The sequence below is a fragment of the Bradyrhizobium sp. GW821-FHT13H05 genome (assembly GCF_058804065.1).
The window spans coordinates 385,440-403,520 of record NZ_JBXAPO010000003.1; the positions used below are offsets into that span (position 1 = coordinate 385,440).

Genomic DNA, 18,081 nt, shown 5'->3' on the forward strand with positions numbered 1-18,081 from the left:
GCTGGATCACTCTCGATCCAAGCAGACGCGTAACAGTAAGCGTCGTTTACCAGAAAGGTAACACCCAATGTCCGGTATCGTTCTCTCCTCCTCGGTTCGTCAGAACCTGCTCTCCCTCCAGTCCACCGCTGACCTCCTCGCCACCACGCAGAACCGTCTGTCGACCGGCAAGAGCGTCAACTCGGCTCTGGACAATCCGACCAACTTCTTCACGGCGCAGTCGCTCGACAACCGCGCCAGCGACATCAACAACCTGCTCGATGGCATCGCCAACGGCGTGCAGGTGCTGCAGGCTGCCAACACCGGCATCACCTCGCTGCAGAAGCTGATCGACTCCGCGAAGTCGATTGCCAACCAGGCGCTGCAGACGACGGTCGGTTATTCGACCAAGTCGAACGTCTCGACCACGATCGCTGGCGCGACCGCGTCGGACCTGCGCGGCACGACCAACTACTCCAGCGCTTCCGCGCTGAGCGGCGTGCTCTACACCGGCGATGCCGGCGGTACGACGGCTGCCTCGTCCACCACCAAGCTCGGTGGCATCTCGGGCGTGCTGACCGGTGCCGTCGTCAACGACAACCAGGCCACTCCGGCTGCGATCTCCGCGACCACCAAGCTCTATGGCGACGGTCTGGCGGCTGGTACCGCTGGTATCAGCGACAGCACCTCCACGCAGTTCGTGGACGGCGCGAGCTTCACCGTCGGCGGCCACACCATCACCTTCAAGGCGGGTGCTGTCGGTTCCGCCACCGTTCCGACCGGTTCGGGCGTCAGCGGCAACCTCATCACCGACGGTTCCGGCAACTCCACCATCTATCTCGGTGCGGCCGGCGCCAACTCGGCGGCGACGGTTGGCGACGTGCTGAAGGCGGTCGACCTTGCCAGCGGCGTGAAGACCGCGGCCAACTCGGGCGGTACTGCGACGGTGACGACCACCGCCGGCCAGACGCCGTCGTCGGTCAGCGCGACCGGCTCGCTGCTCGTGCAGTCCACGACGGGTGCCGATCTGAACGTGACCGGTGCGGCTGACCTGCTGCATGCGCTCGGCCTGAGCAATGCGACCGGTGGTGCCACCGTCACCTCGACGGCAGCTCGCACGGCCGGCACGGGCACGCTCTCGTCCGTCCTCCAGACGGGTTCGACGCTGAACGTCAACGGCCATGTCATCAACTTCAAGGATGGCGTTGCGCCTGCGGCGGCGAACGTTCCGACCGGCTCGGGCGTTAGCGGCAACCTCGTCACCGACGGCAGCGGCAACTCGACCGTCTATCTCGGTTCGGCCACCTCGGCTGACCTGCTGAAGGCGATCGATCTTGCCACCGGCGTGCAGACCGCGACCAACGCGAGCGGCACCGCGACGGTGACGACCGCCACCGGCCAGACCAACTCGTCGATCAGCGCCTCCGGCCAGCTGAAGATCTCGACCGGCGTCAATGCCGACCTCGCGATCACCGGCACCGGCAACGCTCTCTCCGTGTTCGGCCTCGCCGGCAACACCGGCACTGCCTCCGCCTTCACCGCGGCACGCAGCTCCGGCGCCGGTGGCATCAACGGCAAGACCTTGACCTTCACCTCCTTCAACGGCGGCACCGCGGTTGACGTCACCCTCGGCGACGGCACCAACGGCACGGTCAAGACGCTCGATCAGCTCAACACGCAGCTGCAGGCCAACAACCTGTCTGCCACGATCGACGCGAACGGCCTGCTCACCATCTCGGCCACCAACGACTACGCGTCCTCGACGCTTGGTTCGGCGGCCGCGGGTGGTGCGATCGGCGGCACGCTGACCTCCGCGCTCAGCTTCTCGACGGCGTCCGCGCCGGTCGTGGACTCGGTCGCGCAGGCGAGCCGTGCGGCCCTGGTGTCGCAGTACAACAACATCCTGAACCAGATCGACACGACCTCGCAGGACTCTTCGTTCAACGGTGTCAACCTGTTGAACGGCGACCAGCTCAAGCTGGTGTTCGACGAGACCGGCAAGTCGAACCTGAGCATCACGGGTGTCACCTACAACTCCAAGGGTCTGGGCCTGGCCTCGTTGACCAGCGGCGTCGACTTCATCGACAACGCTGCGACCAACAAGGTGCTGTCCAAGCTGAACGATGCCTCGAGCACGCTGCGCTCGGAAGCGTCGACCCTCGGCTCGAACCTCTCGGTGGTGCAGGTGCGTCAGGACTTCAACAAGAGCCTGATCAACGTGCTGCAGACCGGTTCGTCCAACCTGACCCTGGCCGACACCAACGTCGAAGCCGCCAACAGCCAGGCGCTGTCGACCCGTCAGTCGATCGCGGTCTCCGCGCTGTCGCTGGCCAACCAGTCGCAGCAGAGCGTGCTGCAGCTGCTCCGCTAACAGCGGACGACATCGATCAGAAGAGTAGGGCGGCGGAGCTTCGGCTCCGCCGCTTTTCTTTTGCGCGGGTACTGGAAGATGTCCTGCAGTGAGGAGGCGATGCCTCCGAATGCAGCCAATTGCTCACTCTGAGTTATGGTTGACAAGTCGCAAACGCGCCTTCGCTGCCTGAAAAAACATCATTCAATCATGGCGATACACGAGAGCGTGATCCGGCTTCGAAAGCCCTCATGGTGAATCCGCGCAAGGTCTGGCGCGACACGCTTCATGCTTTGTTAGCCCCAAACGTTCACCGTCCCGGCCATCGATTAATCCTAATCGAAGTTTGTTGCGTTGCGTACCAGAAGGGTAACAGCTTATGTCCGGTATCGTTCTCTCCTCGTCGGTTCGTCAGAACCTGCTCTCTCTCCAGTCCACTGCTGATCTTCTCGCCACCACCCAGAACCGTCTGTCGACCGGCAAGAGCGTCAACTCGGCCCTGGACAATCCGACCAACTTCTTCACGGCGCAGTCGCTCGACAACCGCGCCAGCGACATCAACAACCTGCTCGATGGCATCGCCAACGGCGTGCAGGTGCTGCAGGCTGCCAACACCGGCATCACCTCGCTGCAGAAGCTGATCGACTCCGCGAAGTCGATTGCCAACCAGGCGCTGCAGACGACGGTCGGTTATTCGACCAAGTCGAACGTCTCGACCACGATCACCGGCGCGACCGCGTCGGACCTGCGCGGCACGACCAACTACTCCAGCGCTTCTGCGCTGAGCGGCGTGCTCTACACCGGCGATGCCGGCGGTACGACGGCTGCTTCGTCCACCACCAAGCTCGGTGGCATCTCGGGTGTGCTGACCGGTGCCGTCGTCAACGACAACCAGGCGACTCCGGCCGCGATCTCCGCGACCACCAAGCTCTATGGCGACGGTCTGGCGGCTGGTACCGCTGGTATCAGCGACAGCACCTCCACGCAGTTCGTGGATGGCGCGAGCTTCACCGTCGGCGGCCACACCATCACCTTCAAGGCGGGTGCTGTCGGTTCCGCCACCGTTCCGACCGGTTCGGGCGTCAGCGGCAACCTCATCACCGACGGTTCCGGCAACTCCACCATCTATCTCGGTGCGGCCGGCGCCAACTCGGCGGCGACGGTTGGCGACGTGCTGAAGGCGGTCGACCTTGCCAGCGGCGTGAAGACCGCGGCCAACTCGGGCGGTACTGCGACGGTGACGACCACCTCCGGCCAGACGCCGTCGTCGGTCAGCGCGACCGGCTCGCTGCTCGTGCAGTCCACGACGGGTGCCGACCTGAACGTCACGGGTGCGGCTGACCTGCTGCATGCGCTCGGCCTGAGCAATGCGACCGGTGGTGCCACCGTCACCTCGACGGCGACCCGCACGGCCGGCACGGGCACGCTCTCGTCCGTTCTCCAGACCGGTTCGACGCTGAACGTCAACGGCCATGTCATCAGCTTCAAGGATGGCGTGCCTCCGGCTGCGGCCAACGTCACGGCCGGCTCGGGCGTCAGCGGCAACCTCGTCACCGACGGCAGCGGCAACTCGACCGTCTATCTCGGTTCGGCCACCTCGGCTGACCTGCTGAAGGCGATCGATCTTGCCACCGGCGTGCAGACCGCGACCAACGCGAGCGGCACCGCGACGGTGACGACCGCCACCGGCCAGACCAACTCGTCGATCAGCGCCTCCGGCCAGCTGAAGATCTCGACCGGCGTCAATGCCGACCTCGCGATCACCGGCACCGGCAACGCTCTCTCCGTGTTCGGCCTCGCCGGCAACACCGGCACGTCGTCCGCCTTCACCGCGGCACGCAGCTCCGGCACCGGCGGCATCAACGGCAAGACCTTGACCTTCACCTCCTTCAACGGCGGCACCGCGGTTGACGTCACCCTCGGCGACGGCACCAACGGCACGGTCAAGACGCTCGATCAGCTCAACACCAAGCTCCAGGCCAACAACCTGACGGCGACGATTGACGCCAACGGCCTGCTGACGATCTCCTCGACCAACGACTACGCGTCCTCGACGCTTGGTTCGGCGGCCGCGGGTGGTGCGATCGGCGGTACGCTGACCTCCGCGCTCAGCTTCTCGACGGCGTCCACGCCCGTCCAGGACTCGGTCGCGCAGACCAGCCGTGCCAACCTTGTCTCGCAGTACAACAACATCCTGAACCAGATCGACACGACGGCACTGGACGCGTCCTTCAACGGCGTGAACCTGCTCAACGGCGACCAGCTCAAGCTGGTGTTCGACGAGACCGGCAAGTCGAACCTGAACATCACGGGTGTGACGTACAACTCGAAGGGTCTGGGCCTGGCCTCGCTGACCAGCGGGACCGACTTCATCGATAACGCCGCGACCAACAAGGTGTTGTCGAAGCTGAACGATGCCTCGAGCACGCTGCGCTCGGAAGCGTCGACCCTCGGCTCGAACCTCTCGGTGGTGCAGGTGCGTCAGGACTTCAACAAGAACCTGATCAACGTGCTGCAGACCGGTTCGTCCAACCTGACCCTGGCCGACACCAACGTCGAAGCCGCCAACAGCCAGGCGCTGTCGACCCGTCAGTCGATCGCGGTCTCCGCGCTGTCGCTGGCCAACCAGTCGCAGCAGAGCGTGCTGCAGCTGCTCCGCTAAGTCGCGGACACATCGCAAGCAGGATAGGGCGGCGGGGCTTCGGCCCCGCCGCTTTCTTTTTGCATAAGCGCTCGCGGGGTCCTGATGAAGCTCCAGAAAGTAACCCGCGGTTATGGTTAATGGAGCGTAAGCACGGAAAATCGCCAATAAATTCAGTCGAATTTCAGGTCCTGCCAAGGTTCACCGCCGGCTTATGGTGAACCGGCGCTTATCCGAGCGAGCCTCGTTTCACCCTTTGTTAGCCATGTCGCGGCACGCTGTCCCCGTCACTCGATCCAGAAGCGATCGAACGAAGACGCGTAAACCAGAAGGGTAAGAGTTATGTCCGGTATTGTTCTCTCTGCGTCGGTTCGCCAGAACCTGCTGTCGCTCCAGTCCACCGCTGATCTCCTCGCCACCACACAGAATCGTCTGTCGACCGGCAAGAGCGTCAATTCGGCCCTGGACAATCCCACCAACTTCTTCACGGCCCAGTCGCTCGACAACCGCGCCAGCGACATCAACAATTTGCTCGACAGCATCGCCAACGGCGTGCAGGTGCTGCAGGCTGCCAACACCGGCCTGACCTCGCTGCAGAAGTTGATCGACAGCGCCAAGTCGATCGCCAACCAGGCGCTCCAGACCACCGTCGGCTATTCCTCGAAGTCGGCCGTCTCGACCACGATCGCCGGCGCCACGGCTTCGGATCTGCGCGGCACCACGAGCTATTCGAGCGCTTCGGCGTTCAGCAACGTGCTCTACACCGGCGCTACCGGCGGCACGACTCCCGCCACGTCCACCACCAAACTCGGCGGCGTCTCGGGCGTGCTGACCGGTGCCGTGGTCAACGACAACCAGGCCACTCCGGCTGCGATCTCCGCGACCACCAAGCTCTATGGCGACGGTCTGGCGCCTGCTACCGCCGGCCTGACCGACAGCACCACCACGCAGTTCGTCGATGGCGCGAGCTTCACGGTTGCCGGCCACACCATCACCTTCAAGGCGGGTGCTGTCGGTGCCGCCACCGTTCCGACGGGTTCGGGCGTCAGCGGCAACCTCATCACCGACGGTTCCGGCAACTCCACCATCTATCTCGGTGCGGCCGGCGCCAACTCGGCGGCGACGATTGGCGACGTGCTGAAGGCGGTCGACCTCGCCAGCGGCGTGAAGACGGCTGCCAACTCGGGCGGTACTGCGACGGTGACGACCACCGCCGGCCAGACGCCGTCGTCGGTCAGTGCGGGCGGCTCGCTGCTCGTGCAGTCCACGACCGGCGCCGATCTCGATATCACCGGCGCTGCCGATCTGCTGCACGCACTCGGCTTGACGGCTGCAACCGGTGGCGCTGACGCGACCGCGACGGCGGCCCGCACGGCCGGCTCCGGCACGCTCTCGACGATCCTCCAGACCGGCTCGTCGCTGAACGTCGATGGCCATGTCATCACCTTCAAGGACGGCGTGGCGCCTGCGGCGGCGAACGTTCCGACCGGCTCCGGCGTCGTCGGCAACATCGTCACCGACGGCAACGGCAACTCGACGGTCTATCTCGGCTCCGGCACCACGGCTGACTTGCTGAAGGCGATCGACATTGCCAGCGGCGTGCAGACTGCGACCAATGCGAGCGGCGTTGCGACGGTGACGACTGCCACCGGCCAGACCGCCTCGTCGATCAACAGCTCCGGCCAGCTCAAGATCGCGACCGGCGTCAATGCCGACCTCGCGATCACCGGCACCGGCAACGCGCTCTCCGTGTTCGGCCTCGGTGGCAACACCGGCACCGCCTCGGCCTTCACCGCGGCGCGCAGCTCCGGCACCGGCGGCATCAACGGCAAGACCTTGACCTTCACCTCCTTCAACGCTGGCACGGCGGTCAACGTCACCTTCGGCGACGGCACCAACGGCACGGTCAAGACGCTCGATCAGCTCAACGCGCAGCTCCAGGCCAACAACCTGTCCGCGACGATCGACGCCAACGGCCTGCTCACCATCTCCGCCTCGAACGACTATGCGTCCTCGACGCTTGGTTCGACGGTTGCGGGTGGTGCGATCGGCGGCACGCTGACCGCGTCGCTGACCTTCACCACCGCTTCGACCCCGGTGCAGGACGTCGTCGCCCAGTCGTCCCGTGCCAATCTGGTCTCGCAGTACAACAACATCCTGAACCAGATCGACACCACCTCGGTCGACTCCTCGTTCAACGGTGTGAACCTGCTCAACGGCGATCAGCTCAAGCTGGTGTTCGACGAGACCGGCAAGTCGAACCTGAACATCACGGGCGTCACCTACAACTCTCGCGGCCTGGGCCTCGCTTCGCTGGTCGTCGGCGTCGACTTCATCGACAACGCCGCCACCAACAAGGTGCTGACCAATTTGAACTCGGCGTCCAGCACGCTGCGTTCGGAAGCCTCGGCGCTCGGTTCGAACCTCTCGGTCGTGCAGATCCGTCAGGACTTCAACAAGAACCTGATCAATGTGCTGCAGACCGGTTCGTCCAACCTGACGCTGGCCGACACCAACGTCGAAGCCGCCAACAGCCAGGCGCTGTCGACCCGTCAGTCGATCGCCGTCTCCGCGCTGTCGCTGGCCAACACCTCGCAGCAGAGCGTGCTGCAGCTGCTCCGCTAATAAGCGACTGAAATTACTCAGGAAAGTGCGGCGGCGGAGCTTCGGCTCCGCCGCTTTTTTGTTGGCACAAAACCCGTGCGAAACCGGGGGAGGGGGCGCTAACCCGGCATTAACCCTATCCCTTAAACCGGCGTTAACCATACTTTAAAGGACAACCCCTAGAACTGGACAAAAGCCCGCTTCCAGACCCGCGCGGCCGATTCGTATCCGGTTCAAGAGGAAGACCTGCCAATGTCCAACATCGTTCTCTCGGCGTCCGTTCGCCAGAACCTGTTGTCGCTGCAGTCGACGGCCGACCTGCTGGCCACGACGCAGCAGCGCCTCGCGACCGGCAAGAAGGTCAACACCGCGCTGGACAATCCCACCAACTTCTTCACGGCACAGGGGTTGGACAACCGGGCAAGCGACATCAGCAATCTTCTGGACGGCATCAACAACGGCGTGCAGGTGCTGCAAGCCGCCAACACCGGCATCACCTCGTTGCAGAAGCTGATCGACAGCGCCAAGTCGATCGCCAACCAGGCGCTCCAGACCACCGTCGGCTACTCGACGAAATCGAACGTCTCGACCACGATTCCGGGCGCATCGCCGGCCGATCTGCGCGGCACCACGAGCTTTGCCAGCGCGATTGCCAGCAGCAACGTGCTCTACACGGGCGCGCCCGGCGGCACGACGGCCGCAACGGGCTCTACCTCGCTTGGCGGCGTCGCTGGGGTGCTGGCGGGGGTTCCGGTCCTCGACAACCAGGCCACCGGCGTCAACATCACCGCGACCACGAAGCTCTACGGCGACGGCTTGTCGGCTCCCAATGGCGGCCTGAGCACCGGTGCCACCACCCAGTTCGTCGATGGCGCGAGCTTCACCGTGAACGGCCACACCATCACCTTCAAGGCCGGCGCCGCGCCGAACATCGTGGGCTCGCCCAATACCTTGCCGTCCGGCTATGGCCTGGACAGCTCCGGCACGCAAAGCGTCGCGACGGACGGCAGCGGCAACTCCGTCGTCTATCTCGGCTCCAGCGCCACCAATTCGGCTGCGACCGTCGGCGACGTTCTCAAGGCCGTCGACCTCGCCAGCGGCACGCGCAGTGCAACGATCAGCGGCGGCGTGGCCACCTTGAACGCCAACAATACCGGTCAGGCTGCGTCCAGCATCACCGGTGGTGCGATCTCGCTCGAGAGCTCGACCGGCGGCGACCTCAACGTCACCGGCACGGCCGACCTGCTGCATGCGCTCGGCCTGACCAGCGCGACGGGCGGAGGCAACACGACCTTGACGGCTGCCCGCACCGCGGGCGCAGGCACCCTCTCGGGTCTGCTCCAGACCGGCTCGACGCTGAACATCGACGGACATGTCATCACCTTCAAGGACGGACCGAAGCCCACGGCCGCGGCGACCGGGTCGGGCGTGACCGGCAACATCGTCACCGACGGCAACGGCAACTCGACCGTCTATCTCCAGACCGCCACGACGTCCGACCTGCTGAACGCGATCGATCTTGCGACCGGCGTGCAGACCGCGACGATCAACACGGTCAACGGCACCGCTTCGCTCACCACGGCGACCGGCCAGGTCAACTCCACCATCGCGGCCAGCGGCGCGTTGAAGATTTCGACCGGCATCAATGCCGATCTCGCCATCACCAGCACCGGCAACGCGCTGTCTGCGCTCGGGCTTGCCGGCAACACCGGCACCGCTTCGGCGTTCACCGCGGCACGCACTTCCGGCGTCGGCGGCATCAACGGCAAGACCCTGACCTTCACCGCCTTCAACGGCGGCACGCCCGTCAACGTCACCTTCGGCGACGGCACCAACGGCACGGTCAAGACGCTCGACCAGCTCAACAACCAGCTTCAGGCGAACCACCTGACGGCGACGATCGACGCCAACGGCCTGCTCACGATCACCACCGTCAACGAATACGCTTCCTCGACGCTCGGTTCGGCTTCCGCGGGCGGCGCGATCGGCGGCACCATCACCAGCGCACTGACCTTCTCGACTGCCCAGCCGCCGGTCCAGGATCCGGTCGCGCAGACCGCGCGCTCCAACCTGGTCAACCAGTTCAACAACATCCTGGCGCAGATCGACACGACCTCGCAGGACTCCTCGTTCAACGGCGTCAACCTGCTCAATGGCGACACGCTGAAGCTCGTCTTCAACGAGACCGGCAGCTCGACGCTGAGCATCAACGGCGTGGTGTTCAACGCGGCGGGCCTTGGCCTCAGCAATCTCGTCAACGGTGTTGACTTCATCGACAACGGCGCCACCAACAAGGTGCTGACCAGCCTGAATGCGGCCTCGAGCACGCTGCGCTCGGAAGGCTCCGCGCTCGGCTCGAACCTCTCGATCGTGCAGGTGCGTCAGGACTTCTCCAAGAACCTGATCAACGTGCTGCAGACCGGCTCGTCCAACCTGACGCTCGCCGATACCAACGAGGAAGCGGCCAACAGCCAGGCGCTGTCGACCCGCCAGTCGATCGCGGTCTCCGCGCTGTCGCTCGCCAACCAGTCGCAGCAGAGCGTGCTCCAGCTGCTCCGCTAATTTCGCAGCGCAAGATACTGGATCGGAACATCGCGGCGGGGCTCATGCTCCGCCGTTTTTATGGAGATCGCTAAGGCAGGATTAGCCGAGATTGATGCGCATCATGCGAGGCGTGTTTACAGCGTGCATGTGTGCATCTAGCTTCGCGATGAAGAGCTCCGGGACCCGTAATAATCCGGAGTGCTTCCAAGCACACATGTAAGCAAATCTTAAGCGGTGCTGCCTAGGGTTGGGAAAGAAATCCTTAAGCGCGTTCAACGAGCTAGGTAACCTCCAAGGTGTGATTGATGTCGAATTCCGCTGCCTCGGCCTACGCGCGTGTTGCAACGACCACCGCTTCTCCTCGTGACGTCGAGGCGCAGACCTTGCTCAAGGCTGCCAACAAGCTTCAGGACGCTGTCAACAACGCCGACCCGTTCAGCGAGCAGACCACCCAGGCGCTGATGTTCAATCGCAAGCTCTGGACGATCTTCCTCAGCGAAGCCATGCGCGACACCAATCCGCAGCCGCTCGACGTCCGGCAGAAGATTGCCAATATCAGCGTGTTCGTGCTGAGCCAGACCGCGGCGCTGCAGATGAGCCCGCAGTTCGATCACTTCCGTCCGCTGATCGAGATCAACCGGAATATTGCTGCTGGTTTGTCCGGCCGCCCGTAACAGAGGCCTGTCATGGCCGACCTCCTGAGCATCCTGTCGACCGCGTACAAGTCCAACGTTCTGTCGAGCACGTCGGGCTCGTCGAAATACGTCCCGGTCGATTCCTCGCTCTATCAGGGCAGCTGGACCGGCACCTATCCCGACGGCAAGAAGTTCTCGCTCAGCGTCTCGCAGGTCAACGGCTTTCGCGCGCAGATCCACTATCAGAGCGCTGGTACCTCAAACTACCAGCAGGTGCTGATCAAGGACGGCTCGTTCCGTTTCGGGAATACCAAGTTCACGCTGACCGATATCGGCAAGGCGCAGGTCAAGAACGTCGTCACCGACAACGCGACCGGCTCGACCTATCTCGACACCGCCGTCGCCACGCTCGCTACCTGATCGTCAGGCGCTGAGGTCCGTATTGAGCGGACGCGAGGGCTGGGACTTCAGATCCTCTGCATGGAAATAGGCTCGCCGGCGCAGCATGGCTTCGTCGGGGAACTGATTGACCACGGCGTCGGTCCTGTCGTTGACCATCTGAAACACGAAGGACGCCGCCGCCTGGTCGAACACGACCTGACGCGAGATGTTCTCGTTGTTCTGGAGATCATTGCGCACGGGCGCACTGGTATCGCTCGCGGCGACCGTCTGGCTCACCGGCAAATCAGTCTGCACCGCCTCGTTCGCCGCCGAATTCGACGTCGTTACAATCTGCGCAGGAGCCGGTATCCCCACCGGCCTGATGCTGAAATCTGTACTCATGGCAGCCTCCTGGTTGCCTCACGTGAGTCAAATCCCAACCCCTCTCAATACGCAACCATGGAACACCAGGTTTGAAGACCTGGTAAGGAAACGTGCCTAACCGCGCGACGATTTCGCCGCGCGGTTTTTCGTAAAATTGCAGCTGTTTTTTGCGTGCGCTCAGAGCGAGCGGCTGACCGCGAGCGGTGTGATGTGGCGCGGGCCCGGCGTGGCGCGGCGGCCTGCGGCCGTATAGGTGTTCGGCACGTTGCGCTTCTGGATCTCGGCGTTGACGCCGCGCACGACGCTCTCGGAGACCGCGTGTGCCGTTGCGAGCACGGTGAGATTGACCTGGAGCATCGCGCGAAACGCATCGTGATGCCGGTGCAGCGTCGAGAGCAGCTCGGGGGCGGACTTCGTAAGCTGGGCCTGGTTTGCCTTCAATTGGCTGACGGCGCTGACATAGTTTCGCGACAGCTCCTGCTTTTTGCTCTCGAGGGTCATCGCCTCGCGGACCTTGCCGGCGCGAACCAGCTCGGTTTCGCGTTCGATCAGTCCGAGCAGGGCGTTCATCGCATCCATCAGGTCTTCGGCGAGCTTGCGCGCCTCGGCGCTGCCGGGCACCGCGTTCGCGCGCTGCGCTTGCATCGGCTGACGTGAGGCGTTGAACTGGTTCATCTCGTTTGACCTTATGCCGTGCGGAGCGTTTTCGCCTGCTGCATGATGAGGGTGCGGTAGACCTCGGTGGCGACACCGACACCGCCGGCCTTGGCGAAGTTCTTGGAATATTGCTCGGTCAGCATCGAGCGCCACACGCCGGTGCCCGGCGTATCGCCGAACGGGCCTTCGCCCTTCAGGCCGGACGTCATCTGCGAGAACATGCTGTTGAGGAACATCGCCTCGAAATCAGTGGCGGTCTTCTGCGCCTTGGACTGCTGCTGCGGCGAGACTTTTTGCAGCGCGGCGGCGAGCTCGAAGTCGGGCCGGCCGTTGCGGCTCTCGACCGAGAAGGCCGAGGAAGTGGCGGCGCGCGGGGTGTTGATGGTGTTGGTCTGCATCACATCACCTCGATGTCGGCTTCGATCGCACCGGCGGCCTTGATCGCCTGGAGGATGCTGATCATGTCGCGGGGGCCGATGCCGAGGCCATTGAGGCCGTCGACCAGCTGCTGAAGCGAGACACCGTCCTTGACGAGGGCCAGCTTCTTGCCGTCCTCGGTGACGCTGACGCTGCTGCGCGGCGTGACTACGGTGCGGCCACGCGACAGCGGGTTGGGCTGGCTCACCTGCGGGCTCTCCGAGATCGTCACGGTGAGATTGCCTTGCGCGACGGCGACGGTGGCGACGCGAACGTCGCGGCCCATCACGATGATGCCTGAGCGTTCGTCGATGACGATCTTGGCGGCAAGGTCAGGATCGACCTGGAGCTGCTCGATCTCGGTGAGGAAGGCGACGACGTTGCCCTTGAACTCCGGCGGGATCGACAATTGCACCGTGGAGGGATCGATCGGCTCGGCGCTCTTGACGCCGAGATAGTCGTTGATCGCGGCGGCGATCCGTTTGGCGGTGGTGAAGTCAGCATTGCGTAGCGCCAGCCGCACGTTCGGCAGCCGATTGAGCGCGAACTCGATCTCGCGCTCGATGATGGCGCCGTTGGCGATGCGCCCGACGGTCGGCACGCCGCGCACGATTTTCGCCGCTTCACCCTCGGCCTGGAAGCCGGAGATCGCGAGCGAGCCCTGCGCCACCGCGTAGACGTTGCCATCGGCGCCGAGCAGGGGGGTGACGAGCAGGGTGCCGCCCTGGAGGTTCTTGGCATCACCGAGCGCGGACACGGTGACGTCCATGCGCGTGCCCTGGGTGGCGAAGGCCGGCAGATTGCCTGTCACCATCACGGCGGCGACGTTGCCGGTGCGGATGGTGGCGCCGCGGATGTTGACGCCCATGCGCTCGAGCATCGCTTGCAGCGACTGCTTGGTGAAGGGGATGTTGTTGAGGGTGTCGCCGGTGCCGTTGAGGCCGACGACGAGGCCGTAGCCGATGAGCTGGTTCTGCCGCACGCCTTCGATATTGGCGAGGTCCTTGATGCGCGAGGTCGCGCTTGCGGACGCGGCCGAGAGCACCAGCGCTGACAGCGCGGCGCAGGCCACCCCAACAATCCTCACCCAACGAACGCCTGGCATCCTCTGCTCCCCGAGGCTTCTCAAATCTCGGACCATCTGCGACACTCCCATGACGAGCTGGTCCGACGCTTTCCTTGCGAGCGCTGTGCCAACCCGGGGCGTTGGGGGTAGGTCGCTGAATAGGTTGAATAAATCTGTTTCGACCGGCGTCAGCGGGCGTTGTCTCTAGGGAGCGAAACTGCCGCCTGTCGGCAGATTTTGCCGGGCTGTTTACGCGCCGTTAACCATAAAACAGCGAATGTGGCGCATCGATCACCCGGATTGCTTCCGATGCGCATCTACGGACCGAACGGCACCACGCTTGGAACGCCGGCCAGCCAGGCCAAGCGGACGAGCTCCGGCACCTTCGTGTTGCCCGACACCTCGTCGGCGCAGGAGACGCGGAGCGCTGCGGCACCGAAGGCGGCCACCAATATCGATGGCCTGCTCGCGCTCCAGGGCATCGAAGAGGATCCGGTCGAGCGGCGCAAGCGCTCGGTCGCCCGCGGCAAGACGGCGCTCGACGTGCTCGACGATCTCAAGATGGGCCTCTTGTCCGGCAATCTCGACGCCTCGACCGTGATGCGGCTGCGTGATGCGGCCGCGAACCTGAAATCGTCCTCGGGCGATCCCGGCCTGGATTCCGTGCTCTCGGAGATCGAGCTGCGTGTCGAGGTCGAGCTGGCCAAGGCCGGACAGGCGTAGTCAGGCATATCAAGCTGTCATCACCCGCGAAGCCGGGGCGTGACAGCGGGATTTGGTGTGAGCGCACCGCGTATGTTTGAGAGAGGGCCCTACGCCGCTTCCTCCTGCTTCTGCGTGTCATAGCGGCGCTGGGCGGCGAGGACGTCTTTCAGATTTTGCTCGGCCCAATCGCGCAGGGGATCGACGGCGGCGGCGAGTGTCAGCCCGAGCTGCGTGATCGAATACTCCACCGTGACAGGCACGGTTGCGATGGCGCGGCGTTTGATCAGGCCGTCGCGTTCGAGCGATTTGAGAACCTGGCTCAGCATCTTCTGCGAGATACCTTCAATCGTGCGGCGCAACTGATTGAAGCGCATCGGCTCGTCGCGCAGCAGCAACAGGATCAGCACCGCCCATTTGTCGCCGACGCGATCGAGGATCTGGCGGGTGGGGCAGTTCGCAGCATAGACGTCTGGCTTCATCGTCGGGTCCTCACGATCCGTTCGGTTCGCTTGCTGGCGCGCCATCGCTGATGCGCGTCGGTTACTCCTGCGTAATCAGGTAAGCACAAAGTGCTCTCTTAACACCAGCACCCTTTGCGATATCTAGTTACCGATAGTTACCACAGAAGCAAAGGAGCCTTCCATGAAAATCGCAGTCGCCGGTGCCTCGGGCCGGGCCGGGTCGGAGATCACCAAGGAACTGTCCCGCCGCGGCCATACGGTCACGGCCATCGCCCGGAACCCCGAGAAGATCGCGACCCTGCCGAATGTCACGCCCACCAAGGGCGACGTGCTCGACCAGGCCGGTCTTGCCAAGCTGTGGGCCGGGCACGACGCCGCCGTGAGTTCCGTGCACTTCCTAGCCAGCGATGCGCTCAAGCTGATCGGCGCAGCCAAGGCGTCCGGAGTGGCGCGTTACCTCGTCGTCGGCGGAGCCGGCAGCCTTGAGGTTGCGCCAGGGGTCAAACTGGTCACAACCCCCGGTTTTCCGGCCCAATACAAGGCCGAGGCGGAGGCAGGCGGAGCCTTTCTTGACCTGCTGCGGCAGGAAAAGGAGCTGAACTGGACCTTCATCTCGCCATCGGCGCTGTTCGTCGAGGGTGAGCGCACGGCCAAGTTCCGGCTCGGGACCGACCAGCTTCTCGCAGATGCGAACGGCAAGAGCTGGATCACCTTTGCGGACTACGCCATCGCGCTTGCCGACGAGATCGAGCGGCCGGCCCATCCGAGGCAGCGCTTCACGGTCGGCTACTAGGCCTTCGGAGTCCCCGGGCCCTGCAGGATAAACCTTCCTGTGCAAGGGCTTGGGGGCGCCAGCCGGGCGCTCAGGGAAATATTGTCTGTCACAGGACGTCGCTATATAAGCCCGGCTTAACGGACCCCGTTTCCGTTGCGAGTCGTTGCTTAGACAGATAGGCCGCCCTTGGAAAAGTTGAAAAACTACCGACCGACCGAAAAAGAGCCTTTCATGAACGACCGGCAGAAGGAGTACTTCCGTTTGAAGCTCCTCGCCTGGAAGGATGAGATCCTCAAAGAGTCCAAGCTCACCCTGCAAGCCTTGCAGGAGGAGAACGTGAACCACCCCGATCTCGCCGATCGGGCATCGTCCGAAACCGACCGCGCCATCGAACTCCGCGCCCGCGACCGCCAGCGCAAGTTGATCGCCAAGATCGACGCCGCGCTCCAGCGTATCGAGGACAACACCTACGGCTATTGCGAGGATACCGGCGAGCCGATCTCTTTGAAGCGGCTCGAGGCCCGGCCCATCGCGACGCTCTCGGTGGAAGCGCAGGAGCGCCACGAGAAACGCGAGAAGGTTTACCGCGACGAATAGAGTCAGGGCCGCAGCGATGCGGCTCTTTGTTTTTGGACGCAAGGCGCGGTTTCGCGCCGTGATCAGCATTTTGCCTGTCGCTGGCCGCCGCGCGCGTCAACGCGCGAGCGGAATCGCCAAAAGTGAATCGCGATCAATGGGCTAGAGTCACTTCCTCCGAGCTCACGTGAGTTCGGATGAGAAACTACCTTCACTTCAGGTGCGGGAGGTTTTGCGAGTCGCATCAACGAGATCGGCTCGGATGCTGAGAGGCTGATCCAGCTGCATCAAGCATCGCTGCAATCAGGCTTCATGCGACGCTATGAGGCGTGCATCCCCATAAAGCCTGGACCAGCTCAATATTTCCTTAAACGCCGGCAACAGGCCGTAGGCCGCGTCCGTCAGCTCGTACTCGACCTGCAACGGCCTCGACGCGATGACGGTGCGCGAGACCAATCCGTCCTGCTCGAGCTCGCGCAATTGCATGGTCAGCATGTGCTGGGTGATGCCGCCGATCGAGCGCCGCAACGCGCCGAAGCGAACCGCGCCGTTCATCAGAGCGAACAGGATCTCCAGCTTCCACTTGCCGCCGAGGGCATGGATGGCCCGCTTGAAGTCGGCGAGCAGGGCAGGGTCGGGGCTGCAATCGCACTCGCCGTCGCAAGGGCTGGTCAGGTTTTCCATACCGGTCTCGAAATCCATTCTACTTGCTCTCCCGAAGATAGTGACCAGATGCCGCCTTGAGCAGGGTGGCCAAACCAATTCGCTGGCCCGTGCAACGAGGGGAATTTGGCAATGAGCACTGTTCTGGTCACCGGCGGGTCGGGCTTCGTCGGCATCCACGTCATCCTGCAACTTCTGGCCGCTGGCCATACGGTGCGGACGACGGTGCGCCGGCCGGAGCGGCAGGCCGACGTGCTGGCCATGCTGCGCGAGGGCGGGGCGGCTTCGCCGGAGAGCCTGTCCTTCTTCACCGCCGACCTCACGGCGGATGAGGGCTGGCGCGAGGCGGTGACGGGTTGCGACTACGTGCTCCACGTCGCCTCGCCGCTGTCGACCAGTGTTCCCAAGGACGAGAACGAGATGATCATCCCGGCCCGGGATGGCACGCTCCGGGTGCTCCGTGCCGCACGCGAGGCCGGCGTCAGGCGCGTCGTGATCACCTCGTCGCTGGGGGCAATCGGCTATGGCCACCAGCCGCGTGACAAGCCGTTCGACGAGACCGACTGGACCAATCTCGGCGGTGCCGATGTGCAGGCCTACATCAAATCCAAGACGCTGGCCGAGCGTGCGGCCTGGGATTTCGTCGCGGGCGAGGGCAGCGGGCTGGAGCTGTCGGTGGTCAATCCCGCCGGCGTCTTCGGACCCGTGCTGGGGCCGGACTTCTCCGGCTCGATCGAGATCGTCAAATCGCTGCTCGACGGCGCCATGCCGGCGGTACCGCGGGTCTATTTCGGCGTGGTCGACGTGCGCGACGTCGCCGACCTGCACTTGCGGGCGATGACCGCGCCGGAGGCCAAGGGCGAGCGCTTCATCGCTGTCTCGGGCGAGGCGCTGTCGATCCTCGACATCGCCAGGGTGCTGCGGCGGGAACTCGGGCCGAGGGCGCGCCGGGTTCCGCGATGGCAGGCCCCGGACTGGCTGGTGCGGCTCGCCGCCAACCGGATTCCGCTGCTGCGCGCGGTGGTGCCGATGCTCGGCAAGGTCAGGCATTCCACCGGTGCCAAGGCGCGATCGCTGCTGGGCTGGCAGCCGCGTTCCAATGACGAGGCGATACTCGCAACGGCCGAGAGCCTCATCCGGCTTGGCCTCCTCAAGGCATGAGGCCGCCGGCCGCCCGCGCTTGTCAGGCCGGAGCGGGGGTGCTGAAGTGCCGCCCTCGATTGGGTAGCGTGGGAGGCGGCGC

Annotated in this window: 16 protein-coding genes; 10 read left to right on the forward strand and 6 right to left on the reverse strand. The window is 64.3% G+C overall.

Translation table 11 applies throughout. From position 1 onward, the window contains the following. The first annotated feature begins 67 nt into the window (after positions 1–67). The 6 genes from AC1RR3_RS10620 (at position 68) to AC1RR3_RS10645 (ending at position 11,173) form a co-directional block, all read left to right on the forward strand. The gene (locus tag AC1RR3_RS10620; protein WP_492822141.1) at positions 68–2,350 is read left to right on the forward strand and encodes a DUF1522 domain-containing protein; all 2,283 of its coding nucleotides are present in this window, start codon (positions 68–70) and stop codon (positions 2,348–2,350) included. Positions 2,351–2,708: 358 nt separating this feature from the next. Continuing rightward, positions 2,709–4,991, forward strand: coding sequence for a DUF1522 domain-containing protein (locus AC1RR3_RS10625; RefSeq protein ID WP_492822143.1), 2,283 nt, complete (start codon positions 2,709–2,711; stop codon positions 4,989–4,991). Positions 4,992–5,312: 321 nt separating this feature from the next. Continuing rightward, positions 5,313–7,595 carry a DUF1522 domain-containing protein gene (locus AC1RR3_RS10630; RefSeq protein ID WP_492822145.1) on the forward strand — a complete coding sequence of 761 codons (2,283 nt, stop codon included), beginning with the start codon at positions 5,313–5,315 and terminating at the stop codon, positions 7,593–7,595. 231 nt (positions 7,596–7,826) lie between these two features. Then, positions 7,827–10,136 carry a DUF1522 domain-containing protein gene (locus AC1RR3_RS10635; RefSeq protein WP_492822147.1) on the forward strand — a complete coding sequence of 770 codons (2,310 nt, stop codon included), beginning with the start codon at positions 7,827–7,829 and terminating at the stop codon, positions 10,134–10,136. 287 nt (positions 10,137–10,423) lie between these two features. Continuing rightward, positions 10,424–10,792 carry a flagellar biosynthesis regulator FlaF gene (gene flaF, locus AC1RR3_RS10640; protein ID WP_492822149.1) on the forward strand — a complete coding sequence of 123 codons (369 nt, stop codon included), beginning with the start codon at positions 10,424–10,426 and terminating at the stop codon, positions 10,790–10,792. A 12-nt stretch (positions 10,793–10,804) separates the two neighbouring features. Beyond that, positions 10,805–11,173 (forward strand): hypothetical protein, encoded by a 369-nt coding sequence (locus tag AC1RR3_RS10645; protein ID WP_492822151.1) that lies wholly within the window; start codon positions 10,805–10,807, stop codon positions 11,171–11,173. Positions 11,174–11,176: 3 nt separating this feature from the next. Here AC1RR3_RS10645 and AC1RR3_RS10650 read toward each other — a convergent pair whose 3' ends face one another. The 4 genes from AC1RR3_RS10650 to AC1RR3_RS10665 all read right to left on the reverse strand — a co-directional run bounded on the left by AC1RR3_RS10650 (position 11,177) and on the right by AC1RR3_RS10665 (position 13,697). After that, the gene (locus tag AC1RR3_RS10650) at positions 11,177–11,536 is read right to left on the reverse strand and encodes a hypothetical protein (RefSeq protein ID WP_492822153.1); all 360 of its coding nucleotides are present in this window, start codon (positions 11,534–11,536) and stop codon (positions 11,177–11,179) included. A 159-nt stretch (positions 11,537–11,695) separates the two neighbouring features. Further along, positions 11,696–12,193, reverse strand: coding sequence for a hypothetical protein (locus tag AC1RR3_RS10655; RefSeq protein WP_492822155.1), 498 nt, complete (start codon positions 12,191–12,193; stop codon positions 11,696–11,698). An 11-nt stretch (positions 12,194–12,204) separates the two neighbouring features. Then, positions 12,205–12,573 carry a flagellar assembly peptidoglycan hydrolase FlgJ gene (gene flgJ / locus AC1RR3_RS10660; RefSeq protein ID WP_492822157.1) on the reverse strand — a complete coding sequence of 123 codons (369 nt, stop codon included), beginning with the start codon at positions 12,571–12,573 and terminating at the stop codon, positions 12,205–12,207. After that, positions 12,573–13,697 (reverse strand): flagellar basal body P-ring protein FlgI, encoded by a 1,125-nt coding sequence (locus tag AC1RR3_RS10665; RefSeq protein WP_492822159.1) that lies wholly within the window; start codon positions 13,695–13,697, stop codon positions 12,573–12,575. The genes flgJ and AC1RR3_RS10665 overlap by 1 nt, the downstream gene beginning before the upstream one ends. A 270-nt stretch (positions 13,698–13,967) precedes the next feature. Here AC1RR3_RS10665 and AC1RR3_RS10670 point away from each other — a divergent pair, with 270 nt between their 5' ends. After that, on the forward strand, positions 13,968–14,381 hold the full coding sequence (locus AC1RR3_RS10670; RefSeq protein ID WP_492822161.1) for a flagellar assembly protein FliX: 414 nt from the start codon (positions 13,968–13,970) through the stop codon (positions 14,379–14,381). Between the two features lie 89 nt (positions 14,382–14,470). Here the strand turns inward: AC1RR3_RS10670 and AC1RR3_RS10675 are convergent, their stop codons facing one another. Further along, positions 14,471–14,842: a winged helix-turn-helix transcriptional regulator gene (locus AC1RR3_RS10675; protein WP_492822163.1), complete on the reverse strand. Its 372-nt coding sequence runs from the start codon at positions 14,840–14,842 to the stop codon at positions 14,471–14,473. A 163-nt stretch (positions 14,843–15,005) separates the two neighbouring features. On the opposite strand from AC1RR3_RS10675, the gene AC1RR3_RS10680 reads away from it, so the two are divergent. Beyond that, the gene (locus AC1RR3_RS10680) at positions 15,006–15,617 is read left to right on the forward strand and encodes an NAD(P)-dependent oxidoreductase (protein WP_492822165.1); all 612 of its coding nucleotides are present in this window, start codon (positions 15,006–15,008) and stop codon (positions 15,615–15,617) included. A 213-nt stretch (positions 15,618–15,830) separates the two neighbouring features. Continuing rightward, positions 15,831–16,196: an RNA polymerase-binding protein DksA gene (gene dksA / locus AC1RR3_RS10685; protein WP_008554760.1), complete on the forward strand. Its 366-nt coding sequence runs from the start codon at positions 15,831–15,833 to the stop codon at positions 16,194–16,196. A gap of 282 nt (positions 16,197–16,478) precedes the next feature. Here the strand turns inward: dksA and AC1RR3_RS10690 are convergent, their stop codons facing one another. Further along, on the reverse strand, positions 16,479–16,877 hold the full coding sequence (locus tag AC1RR3_RS10690; RefSeq protein ID WP_492822171.1) for a winged helix-turn-helix transcriptional regulator: 399 nt from the start codon (positions 16,875–16,877) through the stop codon (positions 16,479–16,481). Positions 16,878–16,970: 93 nt separating this feature from the next. Between AC1RR3_RS10690 and AC1RR3_RS10695 the strand changes: the two genes are divergently transcribed. Further along, the gene (locus AC1RR3_RS10695; RefSeq protein WP_492822173.1) at positions 16,971–17,999 is read left to right on the forward strand and encodes an SDR family oxidoreductase; all 1,029 of its coding nucleotides are present in this window, start codon (positions 16,971–16,973) and stop codon (positions 17,997–17,999) included. Positions 18,000–18,081 lie beyond the last annotated feature (82 nt).